The following is a 25,808-nucleotide window of genomic DNA, read 5'->3' as shown; positions in this document are numbered from 1 at the left end:
CGGAAGATCGACGACAGCAGCTCGCGCGATCCCGGCGCGGCCTCCAATGCCACCAGGTCCCGGTCCAACTGGTCCAGGTTCTCGTGCGACTCCACAAGAAACTCCTGAACGATGTCACCCAAGTCGCTCACGGCCAGGCTCCCTTCAGCCCTCACCGGGACAAACCACGCGTCGGGTCTGCGCGCCGGAGCGTTCTGCGGCGGCCCACGGCGGCAAACTCACTGGACAATCGGCACATCGGGGGGCCGGTCAAGGAGATTTGTTGCGTTCTGGTAAGCGACCAGTCACGCACGGTTGCGATCGCCTGGTGGCGCGTCAGCCGAGCTCGGGCGGGCGCGGTCCCTCGACGGGATCCCGGCGGACCAGGGTGGCCTGCCGGATCAGGCGGCGCGCGGTGCTGAGCTTCGGCTCGCAGGTGACCAGCGTGAGCAGCGGCCCGGCGCCGGGGGCCGGCGGGGCGAGGACCTCGTTCTGCTCCGGCTGGACCACGCTCGCGTCGACGACCCGGTAGACGAGCCAGGTGTCCCGGGTCTCCACCACGACCGGCGCGCTGATCTCGAGTTCGCCGAGGTCCCAGAAGACGCCCGGATAACGGTGCCCGGCGATGCCGGCGTTGCCGGTCTCGCCGAACGCGGCGGTGCCGGGGATGTGCCCGGGGCCGAGCATCAGCCGCTGCTCGTCGGACCCTTCGACCACGTAGAGCCGCAACCGCAGCGTCGGTACGTGCAGCAGCGCGATCGGCCCGCCGTCGTCGCCGGCGCCGGGCTCGGCGGTGTCCTGCCGGCCCGCGGCGAACGGCATCGGCGCCGGGGGCCTGCGTCCCGCCGCCTCGGCGGCGGCGGTGGCATCGGTGCCGGCGCGCCGGCTGTCCTCGGCCCACTGGGCGGCCAGCCGCTCCTGTGCGGCCTGGACGGCGCGGACCCGGCCCCACCAACTCCATGCCGTCACGCCGCCCGCGGTCACGCCGGAGGCAAGCAGCAGGACGGCGGCGAGCAGCAGCAGCCGGGTCGTCCGGTCGCCACCTCTGCCGGTACCCACAAAATGGACTATAGGCTCTGAAAATTGGGCAGAAGGAGCTTCGGTCGCCATTCAGCCGAGCGGCGGACGCCGGCGATCCCGTTCGCACCACGGCGCGCAACCGGCCGGCACCCCGGGTCCCGCTGAATAGAACAGTGAGGATCTGGCTGTGGTTCTTGACGTGCGCCGCCGTGGCGTCCGCCGTGGCCGCCGCCGTGAACCCGAACGGCTACGGCGTGTTCTGGGTCGCGGTGCAGGCGGCCTGCGTCGTCGCGGCGGTGGTCGGGCTGCGCCGGAACCGGCCGGGTCCCGCCGCCGTGTACTGGCTGCTGGTCGCCGGCGTCGGCGTCTCGACCGCCACCGCCGCGGTCCAGACCGCCGTGCCCGGCCTGTCGCAGAACGCGGAGGCCGGCTACATGCTGGCGTACCCGCTGACCGGCATCGCGCTGTGGCGGCTCGCCCGGCAGCTGCGGCCGTGGTCCTCGACCCGGCTGCTCGACGCCGCCATCGCCGTGATCGGCATGGCACAGCTGGCGTGGGCGTTCGTGCTGAACCCGCTGCTGTCCCGGGCCGGTCTCGACCAGCCGACCGCCGCCGGCGTCACCGCCGTCGCCGTGTGCGACCTGCTGGTCGTGTCGATGCTGCTGCGGGTCGCGTTCGCGGTCCGCCCCGGCGTCGCGGCCGGCCTGCTCGTCGCCTCGACCGCGGCGATGGTCCTGTCCGACGCCAGCTACGTGATCATGTACGCCTGGGGCCGCGGCGGCACCGTCGTCAGCTCGGCGACCTCGGCGGGGTGGCTCATGTGGAGCTTCCTGCTCGCCGCGGCGTGCCTGCACCCAGGCATCCGCGACATCGGTGAACGCCCCCGCACCACCGACGAGAGCGCCACCCCCATCGCGGCGTTCATCGCCCTGGCCATGCTCGGCCCGGCCGTCCTCATCGCCGACATCGGCATCCACCGCGGCGCCGGGTCGTGGGCGCACGCCGTCGTGCCGACCGCCCTCACCGCCGCGCTCATGGTGACGATGGTGCTGCGCCTCGGCCGGGCCCTGCGGGAGCGGACCTCACTGCAGCGGGAGCTGACGTTCCGCGCCCAGCACGACGTACTGACGGGGCTGGCGAACCGGGAGGAGTTCCGCGTCCGGCTCCAGGCCGACATCGACGCCCTTGCCGCCTCCGCCGCCGGCGGGCACCCGGCGCCCGGCATCGGGCTGCTCATCGTGGACCTCGACGGGTTCAAGGACGTCAACGACACCCTCGGCCACCCCGCCGGCGACGAGCTGCTGCTGCAGGCCACCGCCCGCCTGCACGGCATCGCCGGGCCCGGGGACCTGCTCGCCCGGCTCGGCGGCGACGAGTTCGCGCTGGTCGCCGCCCACCTCGACGGCCTGGACGGCCTCGCCGCGCAGTGCGTCGCCGCCCTGGCCGTGCCCTACCTCGTCGACGGCCGCGAGCTGCGCCTCACCGCCAGCGTCGGCGTCTACTCCGGCGCGCCGGCGAGCACCGGCGAGGCGTTGCAGAGCGCCGACCTGGCCCTGTACGCGGCCAAGGAGGCCGGCCGCAACCGCGCCGAACGTTACGATCCGCGGCTGCGCGCCGCCCACGTCGCGCACGCCGTCCTCGCCGACCAGCTGCGCGCCTCGGTCGACGCCGAGTCCGGTTTCGCCGTGCACTACCAGCCGGTCGTCGACATCCACACCGGCAGCGTCAGGGCGGTCGAGGCGCTGCTGCGCTACACCACCCCTGACGGTGCGGCGGTGTCGCCTGCACGGTTCGTGCCCGTCGCCGAGGAGACCGGGCTGATCGGCCGGCTCGGCGCCTGGGTCCTGGAGCGCGCCTGCACCGACGCGCGCGCCTGGCACGCCTCGCACGGCATCTCCGTCACCGTCAACGTCTCCGGCCGCCAGCTGCGCAACCCGCAGTTCGCCGACGACGTCCTCGCCACCCTCAAGCGCACCGGCCTGCCCGGCGCCGCGCTCGTCCTGGAGATCACCGAGACGGTCCTGGTGACCGCGACCGTCGAGGAGACCGAGGCGGTCAGCCGGCGGCTCGCCCGGCTGCGCGCCCACGGCATCCGGATCGCCATCGACGACTTCGGCACCGGCTACTCGTCGCTGGCGTACCTGCGCACCCTGCCCATCGACGTACTGAAGATCGACCGGTCGTTCGTGTCCCGGGTCGCCGAACGCCAGGAGAAGGCGCTCTTCCGCGCCGTGGTCGAGCTCGCCCGCAGCATGCACCTGCAGCCGGTCGCCGAGGGCGTCGAGACCGAGGAGCAGGCGGCCGCCCTGCGGGAACTGGACTGCGGATACGCCCAGGGGTTCCTGTTCGCCCGCCCGATGCCCGCCGACGCCCTGCGGACCCTGCTGTCCGCCCAGCTGTCGACGGTGGCGAGCTAGGTCCGGCCGTCCTGCTCCTGAGCGGCCTGCAGGGTCGAGGAGTGCGGGACCCAGTCCGCGAGTCGCACGGGGTGGCCGAGCTTGCGCAGCTTCGCGACCACCTCCGGGTCGTCGTCGACGACGATCGCGATCGACGACTCCCGGGCCAGCCGCGCCAGCATGCCCGCCTTGAAGTCCTTCGCCGGTCGGCGGTCCGTCGCGGGCCGCATGAACAGCAGATCCGCGGGCAGCCCGGCCCGGCGCAGCCACGCGTCGGTGACCGGACGCAGGTGCTCGGGGCGGCCGGTGAGCCAGACCAGGACGTGCTCGGCCGACTGCCGCAGCGCGAGCTGCACGCCCTCGGGCAGCACGGGGTCCTTGTCGGCGGCGGCGAAGAACCGGGCCCAGTCCTTGGGGCGCCGGTCGAGGTGCCGCAGCCGGTGCCGGACGTCCGCCACGACCCCGTCGATGTCGAACACGGCGAGCGCCGCGTCCCGCTGCTCCGGCGTGTCCACCCCTGCATTCTGCCGGGTCGCCGCGCCGCCGTCAGTACGGGAGCCACTGTCAGAACGGGAAAGCAATAGCATTTCCGACATGCCGGGTTCACCCCGATCGAAGTATGCCAAGCCGAGGTTTTCGCAGCTCAACAGGCGTAGTCTTCGCACCGGGCGTGGCGGTCGCGGCAGAGCGGCCAAGAGGGGACAAGGCCCTGCGTGGCGGTGGCCCCACCGCGCCGATCGAAGGGGGTGTCCGCTTGATGCGGATCATGTTGGCCGGCCTCCGGGTCGCCCGAGTGGAAGCCTACGGCCATGTGGCCGCCTGAGGACGAGCGGTTCGCGGACCGGACGGCCGCGGGACGCATGCTCGGCACCGCGGTCGCGGCACACCTGCGGCAGCTTGACATGACCCACGCGCCATTGGTCCTCGCACTGCCCAGGGGTGGGGTCCCCGTCGGGCACGCGGTGGCCGAGGCCATCCGAGCCGACTTCGACCTCATGATCGCCCGGAAGATCGGGTTGCCGTGGCAGTCCGATCAGGGTGTCGGCGCGATCGCGGAGAACGGCCCGCCGGTGTTCGACCGCAGCGCCCTCGCGTGCGTCGGGTTGACCACCAGCGACCTCGCACCCGCGGTCCAGCGGGAGCGGGTGGAGCTACGGCGGCGGCAGGAGCGCTACCGCGGGACCCGGCCCGCGCCGGACGTGACCGGACGGGTGGTCATCCTCGTCGACGACGGGCTGGCGACCGGGGTCACCGCACGCGCGGCGATCCGGGCGCTGCAGACCGGCAAGCCGGCGCACATCGTGTTCGCGGCGCCGGTGTGCGCGGCGGAGTCGGTGGACCTGCTCAGCGGCGACGTCAACGCGGTCATCGACATCCACTCCCCCCGGGAGTTCCACGCCCTCGGCCTGTACTACACCGATTTCACCCCGGTCACCGACGTGCACGTCGCCGACATCTGCGCGATGGCTTGGGGCACCGCCAAGGTGCCCACGCCGGTCTGATCCGGCCCGCCGAGGACCACTACAAGGACGCTCTGCCCGCCCCCGGGGTTTAACCCACCGGTGGCGGGTAGAGCGTCACCTCATGAGGGCGAGTCTTGCCGCGACCGTCGAGGTCCGCGGAGATGCGACCGTGGTGCACGTCGCCGGCAGTCTCGGCGTGAGCACCGCGCCGGTGCTGCGCACCACCGTCCTGGAATGTCTCGCCGACGAGCCGGCGCTCATCGTGCTCGACGTCGCGGAGCTGCGGGCCCACGACGACGTGGCGCTGACCGTGCTCCCGGCCCTCGCCCAACACGCCGCGGCCTGGCCCGGCAGCTCGGTGAGCGTGGCGGCCGCCCCCGCGCTGCTGCGCTCCGCGCTGGACCGCATGGCGGTCGCACGGCAGATCCCCCTCTTCGCGACCACCGACGCGGCGATCGCGCACGGTGGCGCCGGCGCGCCCGGCGGCGAGCCGCAGGGGATGCGGGCGAGGCTGCAGCCGATGGTCGACGCGACCGCGGCGGCGCGGCACCTGGTGGACCGGGCCTGCCGGGCGTGGGGCGTGGCGCGGATCGCCGACCTCGCCGAGCTCATCATCACCGAACTGGTCAGCAACGGGGTGCGGCACGCGCGGACCGACCTGGAGGTCCGGGTCGCGCTGCGCCACCGGCAGCTGCACCTGTCGGTGCGCGACGGCAGCCCCAAGCTCCCGGTCCTCGGCGCGACCGGTGACACCCTCGCCGAGAGCGGCCGCGGCCTGCTGGTGGTCGAGGCGCTCACACACCGGTGGGGTTGCACCCCGGTGCCCGACGGAAAAGTCGTCTGGGCGACCCTGCGCGCTCAGTAAAGGTCACCCACGACCTCACCCTTTCACATATTCATTGGCAATTCCCCCGTGCGTACAGTGACCGGGAAAGCAATTCCGCCCGGTTCCACGACCGCACGCTCAACCGCGAATCGCTTGCTGCGCAACGCGATGGGATAGGGGGGAGTCTCCACCATGGAGACAATGCCCATATACAAAGACCGATTCGATTCGGCACTTTCACTGGAATCCTGGCGCCAAGGGGACGAGGAGATCCTGCGCCCTTCCGGAGTGCTCGACCACGCGGCGAGCCTCGACCTGCGACTCGCGCTCAGCCAACGACTCGACGCCGGACAGGTCAACCTGACCGTGGACCTGTCCCGGCTGCGGCTGCTCGACTGCGCCGCCGCCGACACCCTGCTCCGGGCCCAGCTCGAGGCGCAGGAGCGCGGTGGCGGACTGCGGACCCCGGGCGCGTCCGACCTGGTGCTGGACGTCCTGGAGATCATCGGGGCGGCGAAACGCCTGCGCGCCTACGACGATCCTCCGGTCGGCGCTCCGCCACCGGCACCGGACGAGTCCGAACCGCCGAGCCAGTGGACGACCGTCAACGAGCTGCTGCGCCAGGCCGCCACGATGGACGTCAAGGACGCCCGGCGGGGCGCGCTGCGGCAGCGGGCGATCGAACACAGCCTGCCCCTGGCCGACCGGCTGGCCCGCCGGTTCCACGGGATGGGTGAGTCGCCGGCCGACCTCAGCCAGGTCGCCGCGCTGGGGTTGATGAAGGCCATCGACGGCTTCGACCCCGACTACGGCACCGACTTCGGCGGGTACGCGACGCCGACGATCGTCGGTGAGCTCAAACGGTACTTCCGGGACAAGGGCTGGGGGGTGCACGTGCCCCGCCGGCTCCAGGAGCTGCGGATCGAGATCAACCGGGTGCGGGACACGCTCGGGCAGCGGCTGGGGCGCTCCCCCACGCCGCGCGACGTCGCCGAGCACCTGGGCGTCGCCGAGGACCAGATCCTGGAGGCCCTCGTGGCGTCCTCGGCGTACCGGCCGGTGTCGCTGTTCGCGCCGCTCGGCGGGGACGACGACGCCGGCACCCTCGCCGACGTGCTCGGCGACGACGACCGTGACATCGACGGCGTCGAGTTCCGCCAGGCGGTCAAGCCGCTGATCGCGCGGCTGCCGGAGCGGGAGCGGCGGATCCTGTCGCTGCGGTTCTATGGCAACCGCACCCAGGCCCAGATCGCCGCAGACCTGGGCATCTCCCAGATGCACGTGTCGCGGTTGCTGTCGCGGACCCTGGAGGGGCTGCGAAGGGCGCTGCTCGACGGTTGATATCGCGGGCCGCCGGGTAGGAGACCCCCGGTGCTCCGCCGGCACCGTCGTCGGCGTGGCTGAAGGGGGAATTGTGACGGACCTCCACACGGTGGAGATCGCCGCTGTACTACGACAGCTCACCGCCCGCCTGATCGCCAGCGACGACCTCGACGAGGCCCTGGAGGACCTCGTCGAGACCGCTGCCGACCTGGTGGACGGGGCGTCGTGGTGCGCGGTAACCCTGGTGCGGGCGGGCGGACCGTCGACCGCCGCCGCGTCACCCGAGCTGCCGGCGACGCTGCACGACAGCCAGTACCACAGCGGCACCGGCCCGTCGATGGAGGCCATCCGCACCCGGGACCTCATCGTCAGCGCCGACCTCTCGTCGGACGAACGCTGGCCGGGCTGGCGCGAGCACGCCCTGGAGGCCGGGGTGCACGGCGTGCTAACCGTCCCGGTCGACATCGACGAGCAGGTCATCGGGGCGTTGACGGTGTACGCCGCGCAGCCCGGACGCTTCACTCCCGACGCCGGCCTCACGGCGATGCTGATCGCCGAGCACGCCGGGCTGCTGCTCGCCGCGGTCCTCGACCGGGGCCGGCAGGCGGACCTGCACGCGGAGCTGACGGAGGCCCTGGTGGGCGGCGAGACCGTCAACCGGGCCATCGGGATCATGATGGTGCAGCGGGCCTGCTCGTCGGAGGCGGCGCTCGAGGTGCTCCACGGCACCGCGACCCGGCTCGGACTGCCGCTGACCACGGTCGCCCAGCGGCTCGTCGAGACGGTCGAACGCCGCGCGACCGTGGCCTAGGCCGCGGCGGGCGAGCGCCGTGTACTTCCCCTAACCCGGTAACCCGGGCAGGGGGGCGCGTGATCGTGCCCTGACGCGGACATGCGGCCGCACCGGCCCGCCATCCTTGGCGACACCGGTGCGGCCGAGCTTCGCAACCGGTCAGACCGTCAGGGTCCAGCTGTCCAGGTAGCCGGTGTTTCCCTTGTACGAGTCGCGCACCCGCAGCTTCCAGGTGCCGTTCTTCAGGCGGCTGCTCAGATTGACGGTGTAGGCGGCGTTGAGGTTCTTCGCCTTGTCCTTCGAGCTGGCGGCCTTGAGACGCTTGACCGAGCCGTTCGGCGCGATCAGCTCGACCACCAGGTCGCCCTTCTTGGCATGCACGACGTGCACCTCGACGCGGGCCTTCGACGACGCCTTCCCGGCACAGCCGCTGACCACGACCGCGGTGGTGACGGTGCCACGGTCGCGGATGGTGGCGTCGGCGGCGTTGGTGCGCACGTTGCACGGCGCCACCGCGGCGGGCGCGGCCACGATCGTGGCCGGCTGGCCGACGGGCTGGGTGACCGGCTGGGTGACCGGCGCCGCCCCGGTGATCGCGGCGGTGGACAGCAGCCGGTTCGGCGAGCCGGCGCCGGCACCGGCGACGACGTCCGGCACCGACGTGGCCAGCAGCCCGCTCTGCACCTGCGCCGGGGTCGCCGACGGGAACGCCGAGAGGTAGAGCGCCGCGGCGCCGGTGACGTGCGGGGTCGCCATCGAGGTACCGCTCATGATCGCGGTGCCGGTGTCGCCGCTGTTGCTGGCTGAGGTGATCGCGACGCCCGGGCCGAACAGGTCGACGCAGGAGCCGTAGTTGGAGAACGACGCCCGGTTGTCGGCGGCGTCGGTCGCGCCGACGGTGATCGCCTCGGGGGTGCGCGCCGGGGAGATGCCGCAGGCGTCGACGTTCTCGTTGCCGGCCGCGATCGCGTAGGTGACGCCGGAGGCGATCGAGTTGCGGACCGCCTGGTCCAGCGCCGGGCTGGCGGAACCGCCGAGGCTCATGTTGACGACCGCCGGCTTCTGCGCGTTCGCGGTCACCCAGTCGATGCCGGCGATGATGCCGGAGTACGTGCCGGAGCCCTGGCAGTCCAGTACCCGGACGCTGACGATGTTCACGGCCTTGGCGACGCCGTAGGTGCTGCCGCCGACGGTGCCGGCGACGTGGGTGCCGTGGCCGTGGCAGTCACTCGCGTCGGTGTCGTTGTCGACGAAGTCGTACCCGGAGCGGGCCCGGTCGCCGAACTCGCTGTGCGTCAGGCGTACCCCGGTGTCCAGCACGTACGCGGTGACGTTGGAGGCCGTGCCCTGGTAGGTGTAGGTGCCGTTCAGCGGGCGGCTCGCCTGGTCGATGCGGTCCAGGCCCCACGGCGCGCCGCCCTGGCTGCCGGTGAGCGCGACGGTGCGGTCCTGCTGGACGTAGTCGACGAGCGGGTTCGCGGCCAGACGCTTGGCGCCGCGCTCCGTCAGCTGCGCCGAGAAGCCCTTCAGCGTGCTGCCGAAGGAGCGCTGCACCCGCCCGCCGAACCGGTCGGCGAGCCGGCTCGCGCTGCCGGCGGTGTCGCTGGCCGACACCGTGTCCTTGAGCACGACGATGTAGCGGTCGCGGATCGCGCCGGGCTTGCCGGCGTCGCGGATCTGTCCCTCCGCCGGGGCGGCCAGGGCCGGAGAGCCGGCGACCACGACTCCGGCAACCGCCGCGGCGGCGACGAACGTGGCACGCAGGGTGACTCGCATCTGGCTGGCCCCTCCCGAAGTGATGACGTTGCTTGCGTCACCAATGTTCGGGAGCGGGTGGTGCGTGGGCGGTTCACCGCGGGTTGCCGTGCGGTTGCGCGCTTCTCCAGCGGTTTCGTCAGTGGTTTCGCTACTGGTTTCGTCACTGGTTTCGCCAGCGGGTTCGCCAGTGGGCTCAGTGGGAGAGGCAGTTGATGGTGGCGAGGAGGCTGTTGAGGGGACGGCCGCGGGTGAGTCTCGTGTCGGCGAGGGACAGCCCGTGCACCGAGGTGGCGTGCGGCGCGTTGGCGCTGTAGAACACCACGGGCACGTCCGCGGTCGCCTGGTTGCCGCGGAAGAGGTCGAGCAGCTCATCACCGTCGACCCGGGGCAGGTGCAGGTCGAGCACGGCCACGTCGAAGTGCGGCTGCCCCGCGGCGACGTCGAGGGCCTCCTGCGGCGTGGCGGCGGTGATCACGTGGTGGCCGCCGATCTGCAGCCGGATCGCGGTGGTCTCACGGATGTCGACGTCGTCGTCGACGAGCAGCACTCGGGCCATGGCAGCAGGGTTCCCTTCCCGACGGATCACAACCGTCTCATCGGCCGGGGAACCCCACCACGTGAACACTTGCCGCCGTGCCCTGTATCAGGCGCTCGGCGTTTCAGGAGCTCGGCCGCCGCCTGCGCATGACGATGATGACGACCACGACGGCGGCGATGACCACCACGACGGCGCAGCAGCAGCCGCCGATGAGGCCGCCACTGAGCCCGCTCGCCTTGGGTTTCTTCTTCGCGACCTCGCCGCTGATCTCGAGCACCGAGGGGTTGAGGTAGCTGACGACGTACGCGAAAAGTGCGGTCATATGGTCAAGGTATCCGGTGCTGTCACGCCCTGATCCACGCGGTCGTGTCGGGCGGCAGGCTGCCGTCGGCGGCGAGGTCCCCGCTGGCGAGCAGCACCTCCCCCGGCGGCAGCGGCGCGGGCACCGGACCGAAGTTGGTGATCACCCGGATCCCGCCGTTGCGGAAGTCGACCAGGTCCTCACCTTCGCCGGTGCTCCACTGCAGGACGCCCCGGCCCAGCTGGTGGGTCCGGCGCAGGCGCAGCGCCTCGGTGTAGAGCGACAAGGTCGAGCCCGGGACGCCACGCTCGGCGTCGGCGGCGAAGCGCCCCCAGTCGGCGGGCTGCGGCAGCCACGACGCGGCACCCGGGCCGAAGCCGAACGACGGCGCGGCCGCCGCCCACGGCACCGGCACCCGGCAGCCGTCGCGGCCGCGGACCTCGTGCTTGGAGCGGAACCAGGTCGGGTCCTGCCGCTCGTCGTCGGGCAGCGTCGTGTGCTCCGGCAGGCCGAGCTCCTCACCCTGGTAGAGGTAGGCGGAGCCGGGCAGCGACAGCATGAGCATCGTGGCGGCGCGGGCCCGCCGCAGGCCGAGCGCCTCGTCCGGCTGCGGGTCGCCGACGCCGATGCCACCCTGGGTGCTGTGGCCGGGCTCGTACCCGAGGCGCGAGGCGTGCCGCACGACATCGTGGTTGGACAGCACCCAGGTGCAGACGGCGCCGACGGGCGCGACGCCCTCGATCGACTCGGTGATCGCGGCGCGCTGGTCGGCGGCGGTCCACGGGGCCATCAGGTAGCTGAAGTTGAACGCCTGGTGCATCTCGTCGGGGCGGATGTAGCGGGCCATCCGCTCGGCCGGTGACACCCACGCCTCGCCGACCATCATCCGGTCGCCGTCGTAGGAGTCCAGGACCCGCCGCCACGAGCGGTAGATGTCGTGCACGCCGTCCTGGTCCCACATCGGCGGGGTGCGGTGCTCCGCGCCCGGGCTGGTGATCGGCACCTGCGCCTCGGTCCAGTCGGGCAGGCCGCTCTCCTTGATCAGCCCGTGCGCGACGTCGACCCGGAAACCGTCGACACCCCGGTCGAGCCAGAACCGCAGGACGTCCTCGAACATGTCCCGGACCTCGGCCAGATCCCAGTTGAGGTCGGGCTGGCTGGTGTCGAACAGGTGCAGATACCACTCGCCGTCCGCGACGCGGGTCCAGGCGGGGCCGCCGAAGACGCTCTGCCAGCCGTTGGGCGGCTGCTCCCCGTCCGGGCCGAGACCCTTGCGGAAGTGGTAGCGCTCCCGGGCGTGACCGCCGGGCCCGGCGGCCAGGGCCTCGGCGAACCAGACGTGGTCGCTGGAGGTGTGGTTGGGCACGAGGTCGACCACGACCCGCAGCCCACGGGCCTTCGCCGCGGCGACCAGGGCGTCGAAGTCCTCCAGGGTGCCGAACCTGGGGTCGACGTCACGGTAGTCGGCGACGTCATACCCCGCGTCGTGCTGCGGCGAGGGGTAGAACGGCGACATCCACAGCGCGTCGACACCCAGCTCGGCCAGGTGGTCCAGGCGCGACGTGATGCCGCGCAGGTCCCCCATGCCATCTCCGTCCGCATCCGCGAACGAGCGTGGGTAGACCTGATAGATCACGGCATCACGCCACCAGACCAGCGAACTCACCCCTTGACTCCACCGGCCAGCAGGCCGCGAACGAAATATCTTTGCAGTGACAGGAACACGATGATCGGGATGACCATCGACACGAACGCGCCGGAGGTCAGCCGCTGCCAGTCGTTGCCCCGGGTGCCGGCCAGCTCGGCGAGCCGGACCGTCAGCGGCCGGGTGTCAGGCCCGGACGTGAACACCAGGGCCACCAGAAGATCATTCCAGATCCACAGGAACTGGAAGATCGTCAGGGAGGCCAGCGCCGGCGTGATGAGCGGCAGGACGATCCGGCGGAACGTCATCGCCGGTCCCGCGCCGTCGACCCGGGCCGCCTCGAACAGGTCCTTCGGCAGCTCGGACATGAAGTTGTGCAGGAGGAACACGCCGAGCGGCAGGCCGAAGCAGGTGTGCGCGAACCACACGGCGAAGAAGCCGCCGCCCCACTTGGTGTAGTCACCCAGGATCTGCAGCAGCGGGATGAGCGCCATCTGCAGCGGCACGATCTGCAGCGTGAACACGCCGATGAAGATCCAGTCCCGGCCGCGGAAGTTCAGCCAGGACAGCGCATACGCGGCCATCGCCGCCAGGCTGACCGAGAACAGCACGGCCGGCACGGTGATGACCAGCGAGTTGATGAAGTAGCTGGCCAGCTGGCCGGAGGACCCCGAGCTGCCGAAGACGACGTCGTTGTAGTTGTCCAGGGTCAGCTCGGGAGAGCTGAAGAACTTCCACCAGCCCGTGCTCTTGATGTCCGCCTCGGGCCGCAGCGACGAGACGAACAGGCCGAACGTGGGGATCGTCCACAGGATCGCGATGGCGATCGACACGACGCTGGCGGTGCGGGAGGTGAGCTTGCGGCGGACCCGGCCGGCCACGGTGCTCGCCTCGGGCTTGACGAGCGGGCTGGTCTCGGGGGCGGCTTTGTCGAACGAAACGTTGCTCATCGGATCTCCGCTCGCTTCCGCAGCTGCCGGACCTGGTACAGCACGACCGGCACGACCAGCAGGAACAGCACGACGGCGAGAGCGGCGCCGCGGCCCTCACCGCTGGGGTCGTCACTGAGCCGGAACGCCTGGTTGTACATCTCGAAGGCGAGCACGCTGCTCTTGAAGTTGCCGTTGGTCGACGTCCGGACGATGTCGAAGACCTTCAGCGTGGCGATGGTGATGGTGATGGTGACCACCACGACCGCCGGCCGGATCGTCGGCATCGTCACCTTCCAGAACATCTGCCACGGGTTGGCGCCGTCGAGCCGGGCCGCCTCGACGATCTCGGCGGGGATCGCCTTGATCGCGGCGGACAGGATGACCATCGCGAAGCCGGCCTGGATCCAGATCATCATGACGATCATGAAGAACGTGTTGCTCGGCGACTCGGTCAGGAACTGCCGCGGCTCCATGCCCAGCCAGACCAGGATCTGGTTGAGCAGACCGATCTGCTCGACGTCCGCCTCGCGGAACGCGTAGACGAACTTCCAGATGATGGTGGCGCCGACGAGTGAGATCGCCATCGGCATGAAGATGAGCGACTTGGCGATGCCCTCACCGCGGGCCTTGTCGACCAGCACCGCGTAGATCAGGCCGAACGCCGTGGACAGCAGCGGCACGCACACCACCCAGAACAGGGTGTTGCGCAGCATGGTCAGCGTGTCGGGGTTGGTGACGATCCAGCTGTAGTTGTCCACTCCGACGAACTTGCCGCGGGAGTTGTTGTAGAACGACAGCGTGACGGTGCGGATCAGCGGGTAGATCAGGCCGACGCCGAGCAGGACGAGTGCCGGGCCGAGAAAGCCGAACATCTGCAGCCGCTCTTTGCCCTTCCCCCACCTGGGCAGGATGTCGAGCACGAACAGGAGACCGCCGATCACGGCGACGAAGCCGCCCATGAAGAGCAGCGCCGGCCAGATCTTGGCGACGTCTTCGGAGAAGTCATATTCCATGGGGGTGTCCTCCGACCGGTCAGCTCCGGCGCGGTGGTGCCGCTGTGCACACCACCGCGCCGGAGCCGGACCTCAAGTTCTCTTACTTGGGCCAGGTGCTTTCGATGTAGTCCAGCGTCGCCTTGGTGTCCTTGGTGCCGTTGATCCAGTCGGTCATACCGGTCCAGAAGGACTTCGAGCCGACCGCGGCGGGCATCAGGTCCGAGCCGTCGAACCGGGCCACGGTGGCCGGGTCCTGCAGGATCTTCACCGAGAGCTTGTCGATCGAGCCGGCGACCAGGTTGGCGTCCAGGCTCTTGTTGGCCGAGATCCAGTCACCGAGCTTCGCCTTGCTGTTGGCCCACTCGCCGGAGGCGAGGTAGGTCTGCACCTTGACGACCTCGTCGCGGTCCGAGAACGCGGAGACGAACTCGCCGCCGACCAGGACCGGCTTGCCCTTGGCGGGGTCCACGGCCGGGAAGTAGAACGCGAACACGTCGCCGTCCTCGGCCACGTTCGTGCCCTTCGCCCACTGGTTGGAGTAGAAGTTGGCCTGGCGGTGCAGACCGCACTTCTTGTCCTTGACCGGCAGGCCACCCTCCTGGAAGGAGGTGGTCACGATGGTCTTCGGGTTACCGACGTACTTCGGGTTCTTCAGGATCGACGCGGTCCGCTCGGCGGCCGAGAGGATGCGGGGATCGTTGAACGGGATCGTGTGGTTGACCCACTGGTCGTAGACGTCGGGGCCCTGGTCACGAAGGACGATGTCCTCGATCCAGTCGGTGGCCGGCCAGCCGGTCGCGTCACCGGACTCGATGCCGGCGCACCACGCCTTGATGCCCGTCGCCGCGATGTCGTCGGAGAGCTTGATCATCTCGTCCCACGTGGTGGGGACCTTGTAGTTCTTCTCCTTGAACAGCTGCGGCGAGTACCACACCAGCGACTTGACGTTGGCACCCATCGGGACGCCGTAGACCTTGCCGTTGACGGTGGCGTACTTGGCCCAGTCCTTCGACCAGTTCTTGTCGAGGTTGGCCTTCACCGGGGCGGGCAGCTCCTTGAGCTGGCCCTTGGTCGCGAACGACGCGAGCAGGCCCGGCTGCGGGAAGACCGCGATGTCCGGCGGCTGACCGCCGTCGGCGCGCACCTTGACCTGGGTCTCGAACTCGCCGGACCCCTCGTAGTCAATCTTGATGTTGGTGCACTCTTCGAACTGCTTCCACGACGAGCGCAGCTTGTCGGCCTCGACGTCACGGATCGTCGCGTAGATCGAAACGGTCTTCTTCTTGTCGACCTTGTATTGCGCGTAGGGCGCGCACTCGGGCTTGTCGGCGTTGGTTGAACCGGTGTCACTACCACTGTCACCGCAAGCGGCGGCGACGAGTGCCAGCGCGGCCACACCGGCGAGCGCGAACGCCCGACGCCGCCTCGAAAGGACAGCCATGGTTAGCCTCCTTTGGCTAGACCCGGTCCGGGCGAACAGCTCCGCCCACGTACCGGTGTGCTGTGTCCCTCGGATGTAAGCGTTTGCAAGGTCGGTTTGTCGAGCCCTTCGGCAGGATTGATCGATAACGAGTTAGCAACACGGTGGACATATTGCTGTTGCACAGAGTGTTGCTAGCCTCCCCGTGTGGCCGACGTTCCCGTGCCCGTGAGCATGGAGGACGTGGCCCGGCTGGCCGGGGTCTCCTCCGCCACCGTGTCACGCACCCTCCGGGGGCTGCCCAACGTCTCCGACGAGACGCGCGACCGCGTGCTGCAGGCCGCGGCGTCGCTTTCGTACGTCGTGTCGCCGATCGCCTCCCGCCTCGCCAGCGGCCGCACCCACACGGTCGGGGTGATCGTCCCGTACGCCGCGCGCTGGTTCTTCGGCCAGATCGTCGCCGGTGCCGAGTCCGTCCTGCGCGAGCACGACCTCGACCTGCTGCTCTACAACCTCGGCGACGTCGCCGCCCGCCAGCGCTTCTTCGGTCAGCTCCCGCTGCGCCGCCGCGTCGACGCCGTCCTCGTCGTGGCCATGCAGTTCAGCGACCCGGAGATCGCCGACCTGCGCAGCCTGGGGGTGCCGATCGTCGCCGTCGGCCACGACGTGCCCGGGGCCGGCTGCGTCCGCATCGACGACATGGCCGCGGCCACATCTGCCATCCAACACCTCCTCGGCCTCGGCCACCGGCGGATCGGGATGATCTCCACGTACGCCGACCAGACGATGTTCCTGCCCGTCGCGCACGCCCGCCGCCGCGCCTACATCGACACCCTCCGCAACGTCGGCCTGCCCATCTGCGACGAGCTCGTCATGTCGGTCCCCCACGGCCTCGACGGCGGCGAACAGGCGATGCGCCGCCTCCTCGCCCTGCCCGACCCGCCCACAGCCGTCTTCGCCGAGTCCGACGAGCTCGCCTTCGGCGCGCTGAGCGCCCTGCGCCGCACCGGCCGGCACGTCTCCGTCATCGGCTTCGACGACCACGAGCTCAGCGCCCTGCTCGACCTCACCACCGTGCGCCAGCGCGTCTTCGAACAGGGCGTTCTCGCCGCCGGCATGCTCCGCCGCGCCATGACGGTCAGTGACTGGACCCCCGAAGAGCTCCTCATGCCGACCACCCTGGTCATGCGTGCCTCGACCTGGCCCGTCGCGGTTAGGACCGGCGGCACCGGGTAGCTCGCCGCCCGTTGGAACCTTCTTCGGTAGCACTTCAGGGGGTTAGCGCCATGACCGAGATGCCGGTGACCTGGGAACAGCCGGACGACGAGCTCGAGGACCTGATCGGCCCCGACACGGACCTGATGGACCAGGAGCCGGAGCAGCCCACACCGACTGACTTCTTCTGGGAGGACGATGAGGAGTAACGCACCGCACAGGCCGGACGGGGGTATCTCGTTTTTGGGGCCCGGCAAGGGCATGCTAGAGTTTCCTCCGTTCAGCCAGGCGCCGCTAGCTCAACTGGCAGAGCAGCAGACTCTTAATCTGCGGGTTGTAGGTTCAAGTCCTACGCGGCGTACCGGAGATTTTTGGAGGCCTCTGCTTCGCGGCAGAGGCCTCTTGCCGTTGGTGCACCCGGCGCCCGGATGGTTCCCGGCAGACCCCGCGAACGATGCGGCGGGTCGCCGGAAAAGCTGACACTGCGTGACCTGACGCCCGGCGCCGAGGTTGACCAACCGCATGCCCACCCCTCCGGCCATGACCGGCCGCCGGGGTGGCCAGAAATTGGCACCTCCCGGGAGACCGATCTTGGCCGTACGCAGGAACAGCCCCACTCCCGCTGACAACTGCCCGTATGGAGCCGCACCCTGGTTGGGCTGAGGAGAACGCTCCAGTCCGACCCCGAGCGACTCAGGAGGATCCAGGTTCTCCCGGAATTTCAGACCCCGCAGGAGGTCAAGATTCCTGGTGCCGACCGCATCCTCACGTATGAGATTTCCGGCGATTCGCACGGGTTTCCGATATTTCTGCACCACGGCATGCCCGGCAGCAGCAGTGGGCCGCGTCCGCGCAATGCCGTGCTGTATCGGTCAAGCATCAAGCTCGTGTCCTACAGCCGGCCGGGATATGGGCGGTCGACCCGCAGCCCCGGGCGCACGGTCGCCGATGCCGCACGCGACGTCGCGGTGCTCGCCGATCATCTCGGATTCGAGAAGTTCGCGATCATGGGACGCTCGGGTGGCGGACCGCTCGCGTGCGCGGCGCTGCTGCCCGACCGGGTCCTGCGCGCCGCGGTGCTCGCCAGTTTCGCCCCCGCCGAGGCGGTCGACCTCGACTGGGACGACGAGATGGTCGGGTCGAACTGCTGGGCCCGTCGCACGCGCACACGCTCATGACCGCGAACGGGCTGGCGGCGGACCTGCGCGCGCTCGGCCTCTACCGCGAGTCCCTGGACCGCGACCGCGAGACCTACAGCCGATGAGCCGTGATGCTGGGCAACGACCACCCGCGGACCCTCAACGCGTTGAACAACCTCGCGTCCTCCCACCGCCTGCTCGGCGACTACCGCGCCGCCCGAGGCTACGACCAGCAGGTCTACGACCGGCAGCGGGCGGTGCCCAACAACGACCGCAACCCGATCACCCTGCGGGCCGCCAGCAACCTCGGCCGTGACCTGCGCGAGGCCGGCGAATACCAGCGGTCGGTGAACCTGCTGCGCGGCGTCGCGGACGACTACGCGAAGGCGTTCGGCGCCGACTCGCGGTACGCGCTCAACGCCTCGACGAACCTCGCGGTGTCGCTGCGCAGCGCCGGGTCCGCCGACGAGGCGGCACCGCTGCTGCAGACCGCCTACGAGCGGCTCACCGACAGCATCGGGCCGGACAGCCCCGACACGCTCGCCTGCCGGCTCAGCTGGAGCCTGAACCTGTTGTCGATGGGTGACACGAGCCGGGCGGCGGCCGAGTTGTCCGGGGTGCTGGAAGCGTACGAGAAGAGCCTCGGCCCGCTGCACCCGCACACGCTGGTGTGCGTGACGAACATGTCCGCCGTCGCCCGTGCCGAGCAGGACAGTGCCCGGGCCAGGACCCTCGCCGAGACGGCGGCCCGGGAGATCAGCGGCGTCCTGGGCAACGAGCACCCGTACGCACTCGCGGCGGCAATGAACCTCGCCATCGTCACGGCCGAGACCGGCGAGATGCAGCAGGCGGCGACACAGATGGCCAAGATCACCGCCGGGCTCGAGCAGGTGCTCGGCCCGGATCATCCGGACACCGTGCGCGGCCAGGCGAACCTCGCGCTCGCCCGCCGGGTGCGCCGCGGCCCGGTGGTCGCCGAGGAGGAGATCAGCGAACGGCTCAAGATGCGTCTCGGGCCGAACCACCCCGCCGTCGAGGCGTTCGGGGAGCACCGGTACCTGCACCGGGTCCTCGACCCGCACCCGTTCTGACCGGCGCCGCCCTCAGGCCGGGTAGGTGTTGCCCGGCGTGGTGGCGATGAGGACGTCGGCGGCGGGGCGCCAGCCGAGCTTCGCGTAGAGGGGCTGGCCGTCCTCGCTGGCGATGAGGACGCCCCGCTCGGCGCCCGCCCTGGCGGCACCCGCCGCCAGGGCGCCCATGAGCGTGCTGGCCAGGCCGCGGCGGCGGTGCGCGGGCAGTGTCTCGATCCGGTCGGCGACCGCGTCCGGGCCGGTCAGGCCCATCGTGCCGCGGGCGCCGACCTCCCCGGAGGCGGCCAGGACGGTCGCGGTGAGCACGGCCGCGTCCACGGTGGTCTCGAGCCGGTATCCCGCCGGCGGCGGGAACTCGGGATGTGCGCTCAGGTCGATCGTCATCAGCAGTTCGGAGCGCCGCAGCAGCACCAGGCCGGCGGCGTCCAGGACGGCGGCCGCGGCGGCCGGGTCGGTGGTGGGCACGGTCAGCCAGGTGACCTCGTCCTCGGCGGCGACCCGGGCGGCGAGGGCGCGCAGCGCGGCGGGGTCGCTGTGCAGCGCGACGTATTCGACGGCGCGGCCGGGCTGCAGGCAGCGCACCCGCAGGCCCGGGCCGAGGGCCTCGGCGGCGGGGAGGCCCCGGGCCACGCCCCAGCCGCGCTGCCAGCTGACGATGAGCTCGCGAAGATCCAGCACCGCTGGAGGCTACTCGACCCCTCCCAGGCCACGACGACACCGGCCCGCCGCCGCGACGGCGGCGGCCGCCAGGACGGTTCCGGCGGCGCATCGTGACATTCCCATGTCCGGCCGTGACGGACGGTGCGACCACCCCGCTGTGATCTTCCCGATGTCGGCGCGGATCACTGCGATCTTCCGTCGCGAACCACCCCAAACCGCTGCTGGTACAGCCGTTCGGGCCTGTGGGAACGCATCGGTCGCCCCTACACTTTCGCGGTGATCACGGGGGCATCTCCCCGGCGGTCGAAATACTTCATGGGGAGGAACGTTGTCGTTCGCGCTCACGCGGCGCTCGGCCATCCTGGGGGCCGCGACCGCGGCCACAGCGGTGGCGGTGCCGGGGCTCATTCCGAGGCAGCGGGCCGCACACGCGTCGGCGCCGGGCCAGTCCGGCAAGATCACGTTCAAGCGGAACGGTTCGGTGTACATCGCCGAGGCCGACGGCAGCGGCGCGCACGTGCTCGTCGCGGGCGTCGGGCCCGGCGCGGGTGGCTGGGCGCCCGACGGCAGCCGCTACGTCTACTCGGCCGGGGGTGCCCCCGCGTCCGTCCGCCCGGACGGCGGTGACAACTTCACCCTGTTCAGCAACAGCGGCGGCGGTCTCGAGGAGCCGGTGTACGCGTACGACGGCCGGTACGTCATCTACACGTACGCCTCGAAGCTGGCGATCACGTCCGCGAGCGGCAACTGGGACCGCGGCTCGCAGCTGTTCAGCGTCCCCGACGACGGCCTGCGCGACAGCCGCGCCGCCGTGGCCAGCGACGGGACGATCGTCTTCCAGCACGGCGTCATCGGCGGCCAGTGGGACACGATCATCTACCGGATCGACGACTTCACCACGATCAACAAGGTCATCGACAAGGGCTGGGCGCCGGACTTCTCCCCGGACAGCTCGAAGCTCGCGTTCGTGCGCAGCACCCTCGCCGGCGACACCGACCACATCTGGATCGCCGACGCCGACGGCTCCAACCAGGTGCAGCTGACCACCGACGCCAACACCGGCAGCACGGTCAACCGGGACCCGGTGTGGACGCCCGAGGGCGACGCCATCCTGTTCACCAGCTACGTGAACAACGTCCCCTACATCAAGCGGATCGACGTCGAGACCAAGGACGTCGTCACCGTCGTCACCAACGGCAGCGAGCCCAGCTGCCAGCCGATCAACCCCAACTACGTGGAGCGGGTCTGGGGTCAGACCGCGCTCGGGACCGCCGTCGCCACGTCGCGCTACAACTTCGCCGACAAGGGCGTCGACGACGGTCTCCGTGTGCCGGCCAAGGCGGTCGTGCTGTCGCGGGACGACCAGTACTTCGACGCGCTCGGCGGCTCGGCCCTCGCGGTCACCAAGCAGGCGCCGCTGCTGATCACGCCGACCGGCTCGCTGCACCCGCAGACCCAGGCGGAGATCCAGCGCATCCTCGGCAACACCGGCACCGTGTACCTGCTCGGCGGCCCCGTGGCCCTTTCGGCGAACGTCGACAACCAGCTCAAGGCCCTCGGATACCAGACGATCCGGCTGTGGGGCCAGAACGAGTTCGACACGGCGATCGCCGTGGCCAAGGCGATCACCCCGAACCCGGCAGCGGTGATCATCGCGACCTCGCTGAAGTACTACGACGCCCTCGCCGCGGGCGCCGCGGCCGGCGCGAACCCCGGCACCGTGATCGTGCTGACCTCCGGCGACACCATGCCCGCGGCCACCGCGGCATACCTCAACAGCCTCGACCCGGACCCGGACACCGGCACGGCGATGATCGGTGTCGGCGGCCCTGGCGTGCGGGCGCTGCTCAACGCGTACGACGCCAACCAGATGCCGAACTGGCCGGACCGGATCTCCTACTACCCCGTCTTCGGGGCCACGGAGTTCGAGACCGCCATCGCGGTCGCCGAGTTCTTCTTCACCGGCCCTCGCGCCGCCGCGGTCGCCACCGCGACGACCTGGTACGACGCGCTGACCGGTGGCGCCATGATCGGTGGCAACCTCGGCCCGCTGCTGCTCAGCACGCCGGGCAGCCTCAGCGAGCAGACCCGCGACTACCTGTCGCGCAACTCCTCGACGGTCAAGTACGGGGTCCTGCTCGGCGGGCCGCTCGCGCTCAACGACAACCTCATCACCCCCGTCGGCAACGCCATCTCGGTGCCCGGCTACCACAAGTACGTCCAGTACACCGAGGACTTCACCGTCCCGAACGTGAAGGCCAAGTCGCTCACCGGCGCCAACGCCCTGCAACGCGGCCTCGCCGCCGCCAAGCAGCAGGAGATCCCGGGCGTCAAGCAACAGCGCCCGTCGACCGCCGACCGCTAGCCACAACCCGACGAGGGCGCCCTTCCACCCGGAATGGCGCCCTCGCCGCATTCCCGGCTACGCCTGCCACATCAGGTTTGCGAAGACCAGCGCCGCGTCCGGCATCGCGCCACATGTCTGCACAGGCTTACAAGTCGTGCCGACGCCCCGGCGGGGCTGGCGATGCTGTAGGAGTTGGGCGTGCAGAATCTGCCGGTACAGCGGGTGCTCGGGGACGTCGTCGCGGCCGTGAAGGATGGCGGCGCGGTGCTCGTGGCGCCGCCGGGGACCGGGAAGACGACGCTGGTGCCGCTGGCGCTGGCTGAGGCGTTCGAGGGCACGGTCGTCGTGGCGGAGCCCCGGCGGATCGCGGCGCGGGCGGCGGCGCGGCGGATGGCGGAGCTGCGCGGGGAACGGGTCGGCGAGAGCGTGGGGTACAGCGTCCGCGGCGACCGCAAGGTCGGGCCCGGCACGAGGGTCGAGGTCGTCACCACCGGGCTGCTCGTGCAGCGGCTGCTGGCCGACCCCGAGCTGGCCGGCGTCGGCACCGTCATGATCGACGAGTGTCACGAGCGGCATCTCGACACGGACCTGGCACTCGGGTTCCTGGTGGAGAGCCGGCAGGCGCTGCGGCCGGACCTGCGGCTGCTCGCAACGTCGGCGACGGCGGACGCGGAACGGTTCGCGGCGCTGCTCGAAGCGCGCACCGTCACCGCCGAGGGGGCGCTGCACGACGTGGCGGTGGTGTGGTGCCCGCCGGACCGGCCGGTCCGGCCGCCGCACGGGTTGAAGGTCGACCCGGCGTTCCTCGACCACGTCGCCGCGGTCGTGCGCCGGGCGTGGCGGGAGACGTCCGGGGACCTGCTGGTGTTCCTGCCGGGCGCGGGCGAGATCACCTCGGTGCAGCGGCGGCTGGCGGACCTGCCGACGGACGTGCTGCACGGCAGGCTGCCGGCGGCGGTCCAGGACACGGCGATCCGCGAGGGCGACCGGCGCCGGGTGGTGCTCGCCACCGCCGTCGCCGAGAGCAGCCTGACGGTGCCGGGGGTGCGGGTCGTGGTCGACTCGGGCCTGGCGCGGGTGCCGCGGACCGACCACGCGCGCGGTCTGGGTTCCCTCGCCACGGTGCGGGCGGCCAAGGCCTCCACCGTCCAGCGCGCCGGGCGGGCCGGGCGGGAGGCGCCCGGTGTCGTGTACCGCTGCTGGTCGCAGCTGGACGACGAGCGGCTGCCGGCCCAGCCCGAACCCGAGGTCGCCGTCGCCGAACTGACCTCGTTCGCGCTCGCCCTCGCCTGCTGGGGGCATCCGGGCGGGGTGGGCCTCGCCCTGCCGGACCCGCCGCCGGACGCCGCGATGCGGGTCGCGGAGGCGACGCTGCGCGCACTCGGCGCCGTGGACGCCGACGGGCGGGCGACGCCGCGCGGGCACCGGATGTCCCGCGTCGGCGCGCACCCCCGGCTGGCCAGGGCGCTGCTGGACGGCGCGCCGAAGGTGGGCGCGCGCAAGGCCGCCGAGGTGGTCGCGATCCTCGCCGACGACTCCCTCGCCACTGGCGACGACCTGGCCGCGGCGTGGCGGCGCCTGCGCGACACCCGCGACGCCCGCTGGCGGGCGGAGACCGACCGGCTGCACAGAGGGCTCGAAGGCGCACCGGCAGGGCTGCCCGACGATCTGGTCGCGGGGCTGCTCGTCGGGCTGGCGTACCCGGAGCGGCTCGCCAAGCTGCGCAACAACGGGTACCTGATGGCTGGTGGGACGGAAGCCGCGCTGCCGCAGGGTTCGCCGCTGACCGGGCACCCGTGGCTGGCGATCGCGGTCGCGGACCGGCAGCCGGGCAACGCCGCCGCGCGGATCCGGCTCGCCGCCGCGATCGACGAGGACACCGCCCGCGAGGCCGGCGCGGCCCTGCTGTCCACAGTGGATGAGGTGACGGCGGAGGGCGCGGAGCGGCGGGACCAGCTCGGCGCGATCACGTTGCGGCGGCGGGAGCTGAAGAACCCGCCGCGCGAGCTCGTCGAGCGGGCGCTGCGTGAGGCGCTCGCCAAGCAGGGGCTGCGCTGGTCGAAGGACGCCACCCAGCTGCGGCTGCGGATGGACTTCTGCCACCGGGTGCTCGGCCCGCCGTGGCCGGACGTGAGCGAGGAGAACGTCGTCGCGCACACCGACCTGAGCGGGGTGACGAAGGCGTCCACAGTGGATCCCGAACGGACGCTGCGGGCCATGCTGCCGTGGCCGGCCGCGCAGCGCCTGGACGAGCTGGCGCCGGAGCGGCTGCGGGTGCCGAGCGGGTCGCTCGCGAAGGTCGACTACAGCGACCCGGCGGCGCCGGTGCTCGCGGTCAAGGTCCAGGAGGCGTTCGGCTGGCTGGAGACTCCCCGCGTCGGCGACGGCCGGGTGGCGGTGCTGCTGCACCTGCTGTCCCCCGCCGGCCGGCCCGTCGCCGTCACCCGGGACCTGGCATCGTTCTGGCGCACCGGATATCCGCAGGTCCGTGCGGAGCTGCGGGGACGGTACCCACGGCACCCGTGGCCCGAGGATCCGGCGACGGCGGTACCGACGAAAAAGACCAACCCACGCCGCTGAAGCCACCCGGCGACTCACCCACCCGGGCCCCGGCCGGCGCGCAGGCTGGAGTCCAGGAGGAGGCGATCCGACCCCGGGAGGGACGCATGGACCTGAGGGCGATGGACCTGACGACGCTGGCCGCGGAGGCGTTCCAGTACGGCTACCCGCTGCTGACCAACCTCGCTGCGGTGGAGCGCGACGGCGGGGCGTACAACGCGTTCAAGCACCAGCGGCGCTTCGACGACCAGCGCAACATGAACCCGGATCTGCTGTACTCGACCGCCCGGCTCGACCTGTCCGGCGGACCGCTGTGGCTCGGCATCCCGGACACCGGCGACCGGTATCACGTGCTGCAGTTCGTCGACGCGTGGACGGACAACTTCGCCTACGTGGGGCGGCGCTCCACGGGCACCGGCGAGCGCGAGTTCCTGCTCGTGCCACCCGGCTGGGCCGGACGGGAGGCGCCGGGCGCCCAGGTCATCAGGATCCCGACGATGGTGACGACGCTGATCGGGCGGTTCGCCTGCCGTGGCCCGGACGACGCCGCCGAGGTCCACGCGCTGCAGGACGCGCTGCGCATCGACCCGATGTACCCGCAGGTCCCGCTCGACGGGCTGCCGCGCCCGCAGGCTGGTGTCCCCGACGACCTGCTGTTCTTCGAGTCGCTGCGGCGCTCGCTCGCCGCGTTCCCGCCGTCCCCGGCGGAGCGGCGCTACCAGCGCAGGTTCGCCCCCATCGGGCTGCTGGAACCCGGCACGTCGCCGTTCGCCGGCGCGCCGCGGGAGTTCCGCGAGACGCTGCGCGACGGGCTCGCCGCGGCCCGGGAGCAGCTGGAGGAAGAGGCGACGACCCGCCACGCCGGCCTCGTCAACGGCTGGACGAACGACCTGCACCTGTTCGACTACAACCTCGACTACTTCGAGGTCGGCACATTGGACACTCCTGAGTGGACGATGCCGGACCGCGACGAGGCACACCTGATGCGGGCCGTCGCGGCGCGCACGGGACTGTGGGGCAGCCACGCCTACGAGGCGGTCGCGCCGACGGTGCACAAGGACCACGCCGGCGAACGGCTGAACGGGGCACACCGCTATGAGCTCCGCTTCCCCGGGCCGCCCCCGGCCGACGCCGGTTGGTCGGTCGCCATGTACGACGTGCCCGGCTCCCGCCCGGTGCCGAACCAGATCGACCGGCGCGCGATCGGCGGCGCCACACCTGGGCTGCGGCCGGACCCCGACGGCGCGCTGACCATCCGGATCCAGCACGATCCACCCGACGACGTCGCCAACTGGCTGCCGGCGCCCGAGGGCGAGTTCCGGCCGGTGCTGCGGATGTACCAGCCGGGGCCGGCGGTCCTCCGGGGTGAGTTTCAGCCGCCCCCGGTGGTGAAGATCTAGCAAGATAT

Annotated in this window: 22 protein-coding genes and 1 tRNA gene; 13 read left to right on the top strand and 10 right to left on the bottom strand. The window is 71.4% G+C overall.

The window, feature by feature from the left end; all coding sequences use genetic code 11:
* Positions 1–315: 315 nt before the first annotated feature.
* Positions 316–1,038, bottom strand: coding sequence for a sortase (locus tag AB0K00_RS40000; protein ID WP_363532133.1), 723 nt, complete (start codon positions 1,036–1,038; stop codon positions 316–318).
* A gap of 134 nt (positions 1,039–1,172) precedes the next feature.
* Between AB0K00_RS40000 and AB0K00_RS39995 the strand changes: the two genes are divergently transcribed.
* The gene (locus tag AB0K00_RS39995; RefSeq protein WP_363532130.1) at positions 1,173–3,416 is read left to right on the top strand and encodes a bifunctional diguanylate cyclase/phosphodiesterase; all 2,244 of its coding nucleotides are present in this window, start codon (positions 1,173–1,175) and stop codon (positions 3,414–3,416) included.
* Here AB0K00_RS39995 and AB0K00_RS39990 read toward each other — a convergent pair.
* Positions 3,413–3,910: a hypothetical protein gene (locus AB0K00_RS39990; RefSeq protein WP_363532127.1), complete on the bottom strand. Its 498-nt coding sequence runs from the start codon at positions 3,908–3,910 to the stop codon at positions 3,413–3,415. The two genes, AB0K00_RS39995 and AB0K00_RS39990, sit on opposite strands and share 4 nt — an antisense overlap.
* Before the next feature lie 294 nt (positions 3,911–4,204).
* Between AB0K00_RS39990 and AB0K00_RS39985 the strand changes: the two genes are divergently transcribed.
* The 4 genes from AB0K00_RS39985 to AB0K00_RS39970 all read left to right on the top strand — a co-directional run bounded on the left by AB0K00_RS39985 (position 4,205) and on the right by AB0K00_RS39970 (position 7,818).
* On the top strand, positions 4,205–4,897 hold the full coding sequence (locus AB0K00_RS39985) for a phosphoribosyltransferase family protein (RefSeq protein WP_363532125.1): 693 nt from the start codon (positions 4,205–4,207) through the stop codon (positions 4,895–4,897).
* Between the two features lie 82 nt (positions 4,898–4,979).
* Positions 4,980–5,723, top strand: a complete 744-nt coding sequence (locus AB0K00_RS39980; RefSeq protein ID WP_363532122.1) for an ATP-binding protein — start codon at positions 4,980–4,982, stop codon at positions 5,721–5,723.
* A gap of 153 nt (positions 5,724–5,876) precedes the next feature.
* The gene (locus AB0K00_RS39975; protein ID WP_363532119.1) at positions 5,877–7,025 is read left to right on the top strand and encodes a SigB/SigF/SigG family RNA polymerase sigma factor; all 1,149 of its coding nucleotides are present in this window, start codon (positions 5,877–5,879) and stop codon (positions 7,023–7,025) included.
* A gap of 73 nt (positions 7,026–7,098) precedes the next feature.
* Entirely contained in the window at positions 7,099–7,818 is a 720-nt protein-coding gene (locus AB0K00_RS39970; protein ID WP_363532116.1) for a GAF and ANTAR domain-containing protein, read from the top strand.
* Between the two features lie 141 nt (positions 7,819–7,959).
* On the opposite strand, the gene AB0K00_RS39965 is transcribed toward AB0K00_RS39970, so the two are convergent.
* The 7 genes from AB0K00_RS39965 to AB0K00_RS39935 all read right to left on the bottom strand — a co-directional run bounded on the left by AB0K00_RS39965 (position 7,960) and on the right by AB0K00_RS39935 (position 15,410).
* Positions 7,960–9,576, bottom strand: a complete 1,617-nt coding sequence (locus tag AB0K00_RS39965) for a S8 family serine peptidase (RefSeq protein ID WP_363532114.1) — start codon at positions 9,574–9,576, stop codon at positions 7,960–7,962.
* A gap of 175 nt (positions 9,577–9,751) precedes the next feature.
* Positions 9,752–10,114 (bottom strand): response regulator, encoded by a 363-nt coding sequence (locus tag AB0K00_RS39960; RefSeq protein ID WP_363532112.1) that lies wholly within the window; start codon positions 10,112–10,114, stop codon positions 9,752–9,754.
* 103 nt (positions 10,115–10,217) lie between these two features.
* On the bottom strand, positions 10,218–10,418 hold the full coding sequence (locus tag AB0K00_RS39955; RefSeq protein WP_363532105.1) for a hypothetical protein: 201 nt from the start codon (positions 10,416–10,418) through the stop codon (positions 10,218–10,220).
* A 22-nt stretch (positions 10,419–10,440) separates the two neighbouring features.
* Positions 10,441–11,982, bottom strand: coding sequence for a glycoside hydrolase family 13 protein (locus tag AB0K00_RS39950; RefSeq protein ID WP_363532102.1), 1,542 nt, complete (start codon positions 11,980–11,982; stop codon positions 10,441–10,443).
* Between the two features lie 77 nt (positions 11,983–12,059).
* Positions 12,060–12,992: a carbohydrate ABC transporter permease gene (locus AB0K00_RS39945; RefSeq protein WP_363532099.1), complete on the bottom strand. Its 933-nt coding sequence runs from the start codon at positions 12,990–12,992 to the stop codon at positions 12,060–12,062.
* The gene (locus AB0K00_RS39940) at positions 12,989–13,987 is read right to left on the bottom strand and encodes a sugar ABC transporter permease (protein WP_363532096.1); all 999 of its coding nucleotides are present in this window, start codon (positions 13,985–13,987) and stop codon (positions 12,989–12,991) included. The genes AB0K00_RS39945 and AB0K00_RS39940 overlap by 4 nt, the downstream gene beginning before the upstream one ends.
* 82 nt (positions 13,988–14,069) lie before the next feature.
* On the bottom strand, positions 14,070–15,410 hold the full coding sequence (locus AB0K00_RS39935) for an ABC transporter substrate-binding protein (protein ID WP_363532094.1): 1,341 nt from the start codon (positions 15,408–15,410) through the stop codon (positions 14,070–14,072).
* A 186-nt stretch (positions 15,411–15,596) separates the two neighbouring features.
* Here AB0K00_RS39935 and AB0K00_RS39930 point away from each other — a divergent pair, with 186 nt between their 5' ends.
* The 5 genes from AB0K00_RS39930 to AB0K00_RS39910 all read left to right on the top strand — a co-directional run bounded on the left by AB0K00_RS39930 (position 15,597) and on the right by AB0K00_RS39910 (position 18,834).
* A complete protein-coding gene (locus tag AB0K00_RS39930; RefSeq protein WP_363532091.1) occupies positions 15,597–16,625 on the top strand; it encodes a LacI family DNA-binding transcriptional regulator in 1,029 nt (342 codons plus the stop codon).
* A gap of 50 nt (positions 16,626–16,675) precedes the next feature.
* On the top strand, positions 16,676–16,813 hold the full coding sequence (locus AB0K00_RS39925; protein ID WP_203853294.1) for a hypothetical protein: 138 nt from the start codon (positions 16,676–16,678) through the stop codon (positions 16,811–16,813).
* Between the two features lie 79 nt (positions 16,814–16,892).
* Positions 16,893–16,965, top strand: a tRNA-Lys gene (locus AB0K00_RS39920).
* Between the two features lie 268 nt (positions 16,966–17,233).
* Positions 17,234–17,782: an alpha/beta fold hydrolase gene (locus AB0K00_RS39915; protein ID WP_363532147.1), complete on the top strand. Its 549-nt coding sequence runs from the start codon at positions 17,234–17,236 to the stop codon at positions 17,780–17,782.
* Positions 17,783–17,874: 92 nt separating this feature from the next.
* A complete protein-coding gene (locus tag AB0K00_RS39910) occupies positions 17,875–18,834 on the top strand; it encodes a tetratricopeptide repeat protein (RefSeq protein ID WP_363532087.1) in 960 nt (319 codons plus the stop codon).
* 12 nt (positions 18,835–18,846) lie between these two features.
* On the opposite strand, the gene AB0K00_RS39905 is transcribed toward AB0K00_RS39910, so the two are convergent.
* Positions 18,847–19,512, bottom strand: a complete 666-nt coding sequence (locus AB0K00_RS39905; protein WP_363532084.1) for a GNAT family N-acetyltransferase — start codon at positions 19,510–19,512, stop codon at positions 18,847–18,849.
* Positions 19,513–19,822: 310 nt separating this feature from the next.
* On the opposite strand from AB0K00_RS39905, the gene AB0K00_RS39900 reads away from it, so the two are divergent.
* The 3 genes from AB0K00_RS39900 to AB0K00_RS39890 all read left to right on the top strand — a co-directional run bounded on the left by AB0K00_RS39900 (position 19,823) and on the right by AB0K00_RS39890 (position 25,800).
* Positions 19,823–21,859 (top strand): cell wall-binding repeat-containing protein, encoded by a 2,037-nt coding sequence (locus AB0K00_RS39900; RefSeq protein ID WP_363532081.1) that lies wholly within the window; start codon positions 19,823–19,825, stop codon positions 21,857–21,859.
* A gap of 174 nt (positions 21,860–22,033) precedes the next feature.
* Entirely contained in the window at positions 22,034–24,421 is a 2,388-nt protein-coding gene (gene hrpB / locus AB0K00_RS39895; RefSeq protein ID WP_363532078.1) for an ATP-dependent helicase HrpB, read from the top strand.
* An 86-nt stretch (positions 24,422–24,507) separates the two neighbouring features.
* On the top strand, positions 24,508–25,800 hold the full coding sequence (locus AB0K00_RS39890) for a DUF1254 domain-containing protein (protein ID WP_363532076.1): 1,293 nt from the start codon (positions 24,508–24,510) through the stop codon (positions 25,798–25,800).
* Positions 25,801–25,808 lie beyond the last annotated feature (8 nt).

Origin of the sequence: Dactylosporangium sp. NPDC049525 (genome assembly GCF_040676755.1) — a bacterium.
GTDB lineage: Bacteria > Actinomycetota > Actinomycetes > Mycobacteriales > Micromonosporaceae > Dactylosporangium.
The sequence above is the reverse complement of the archived record's forward strand: the minus strand, read 5'-3'. Positions and strand labels throughout refer to the sequence as shown.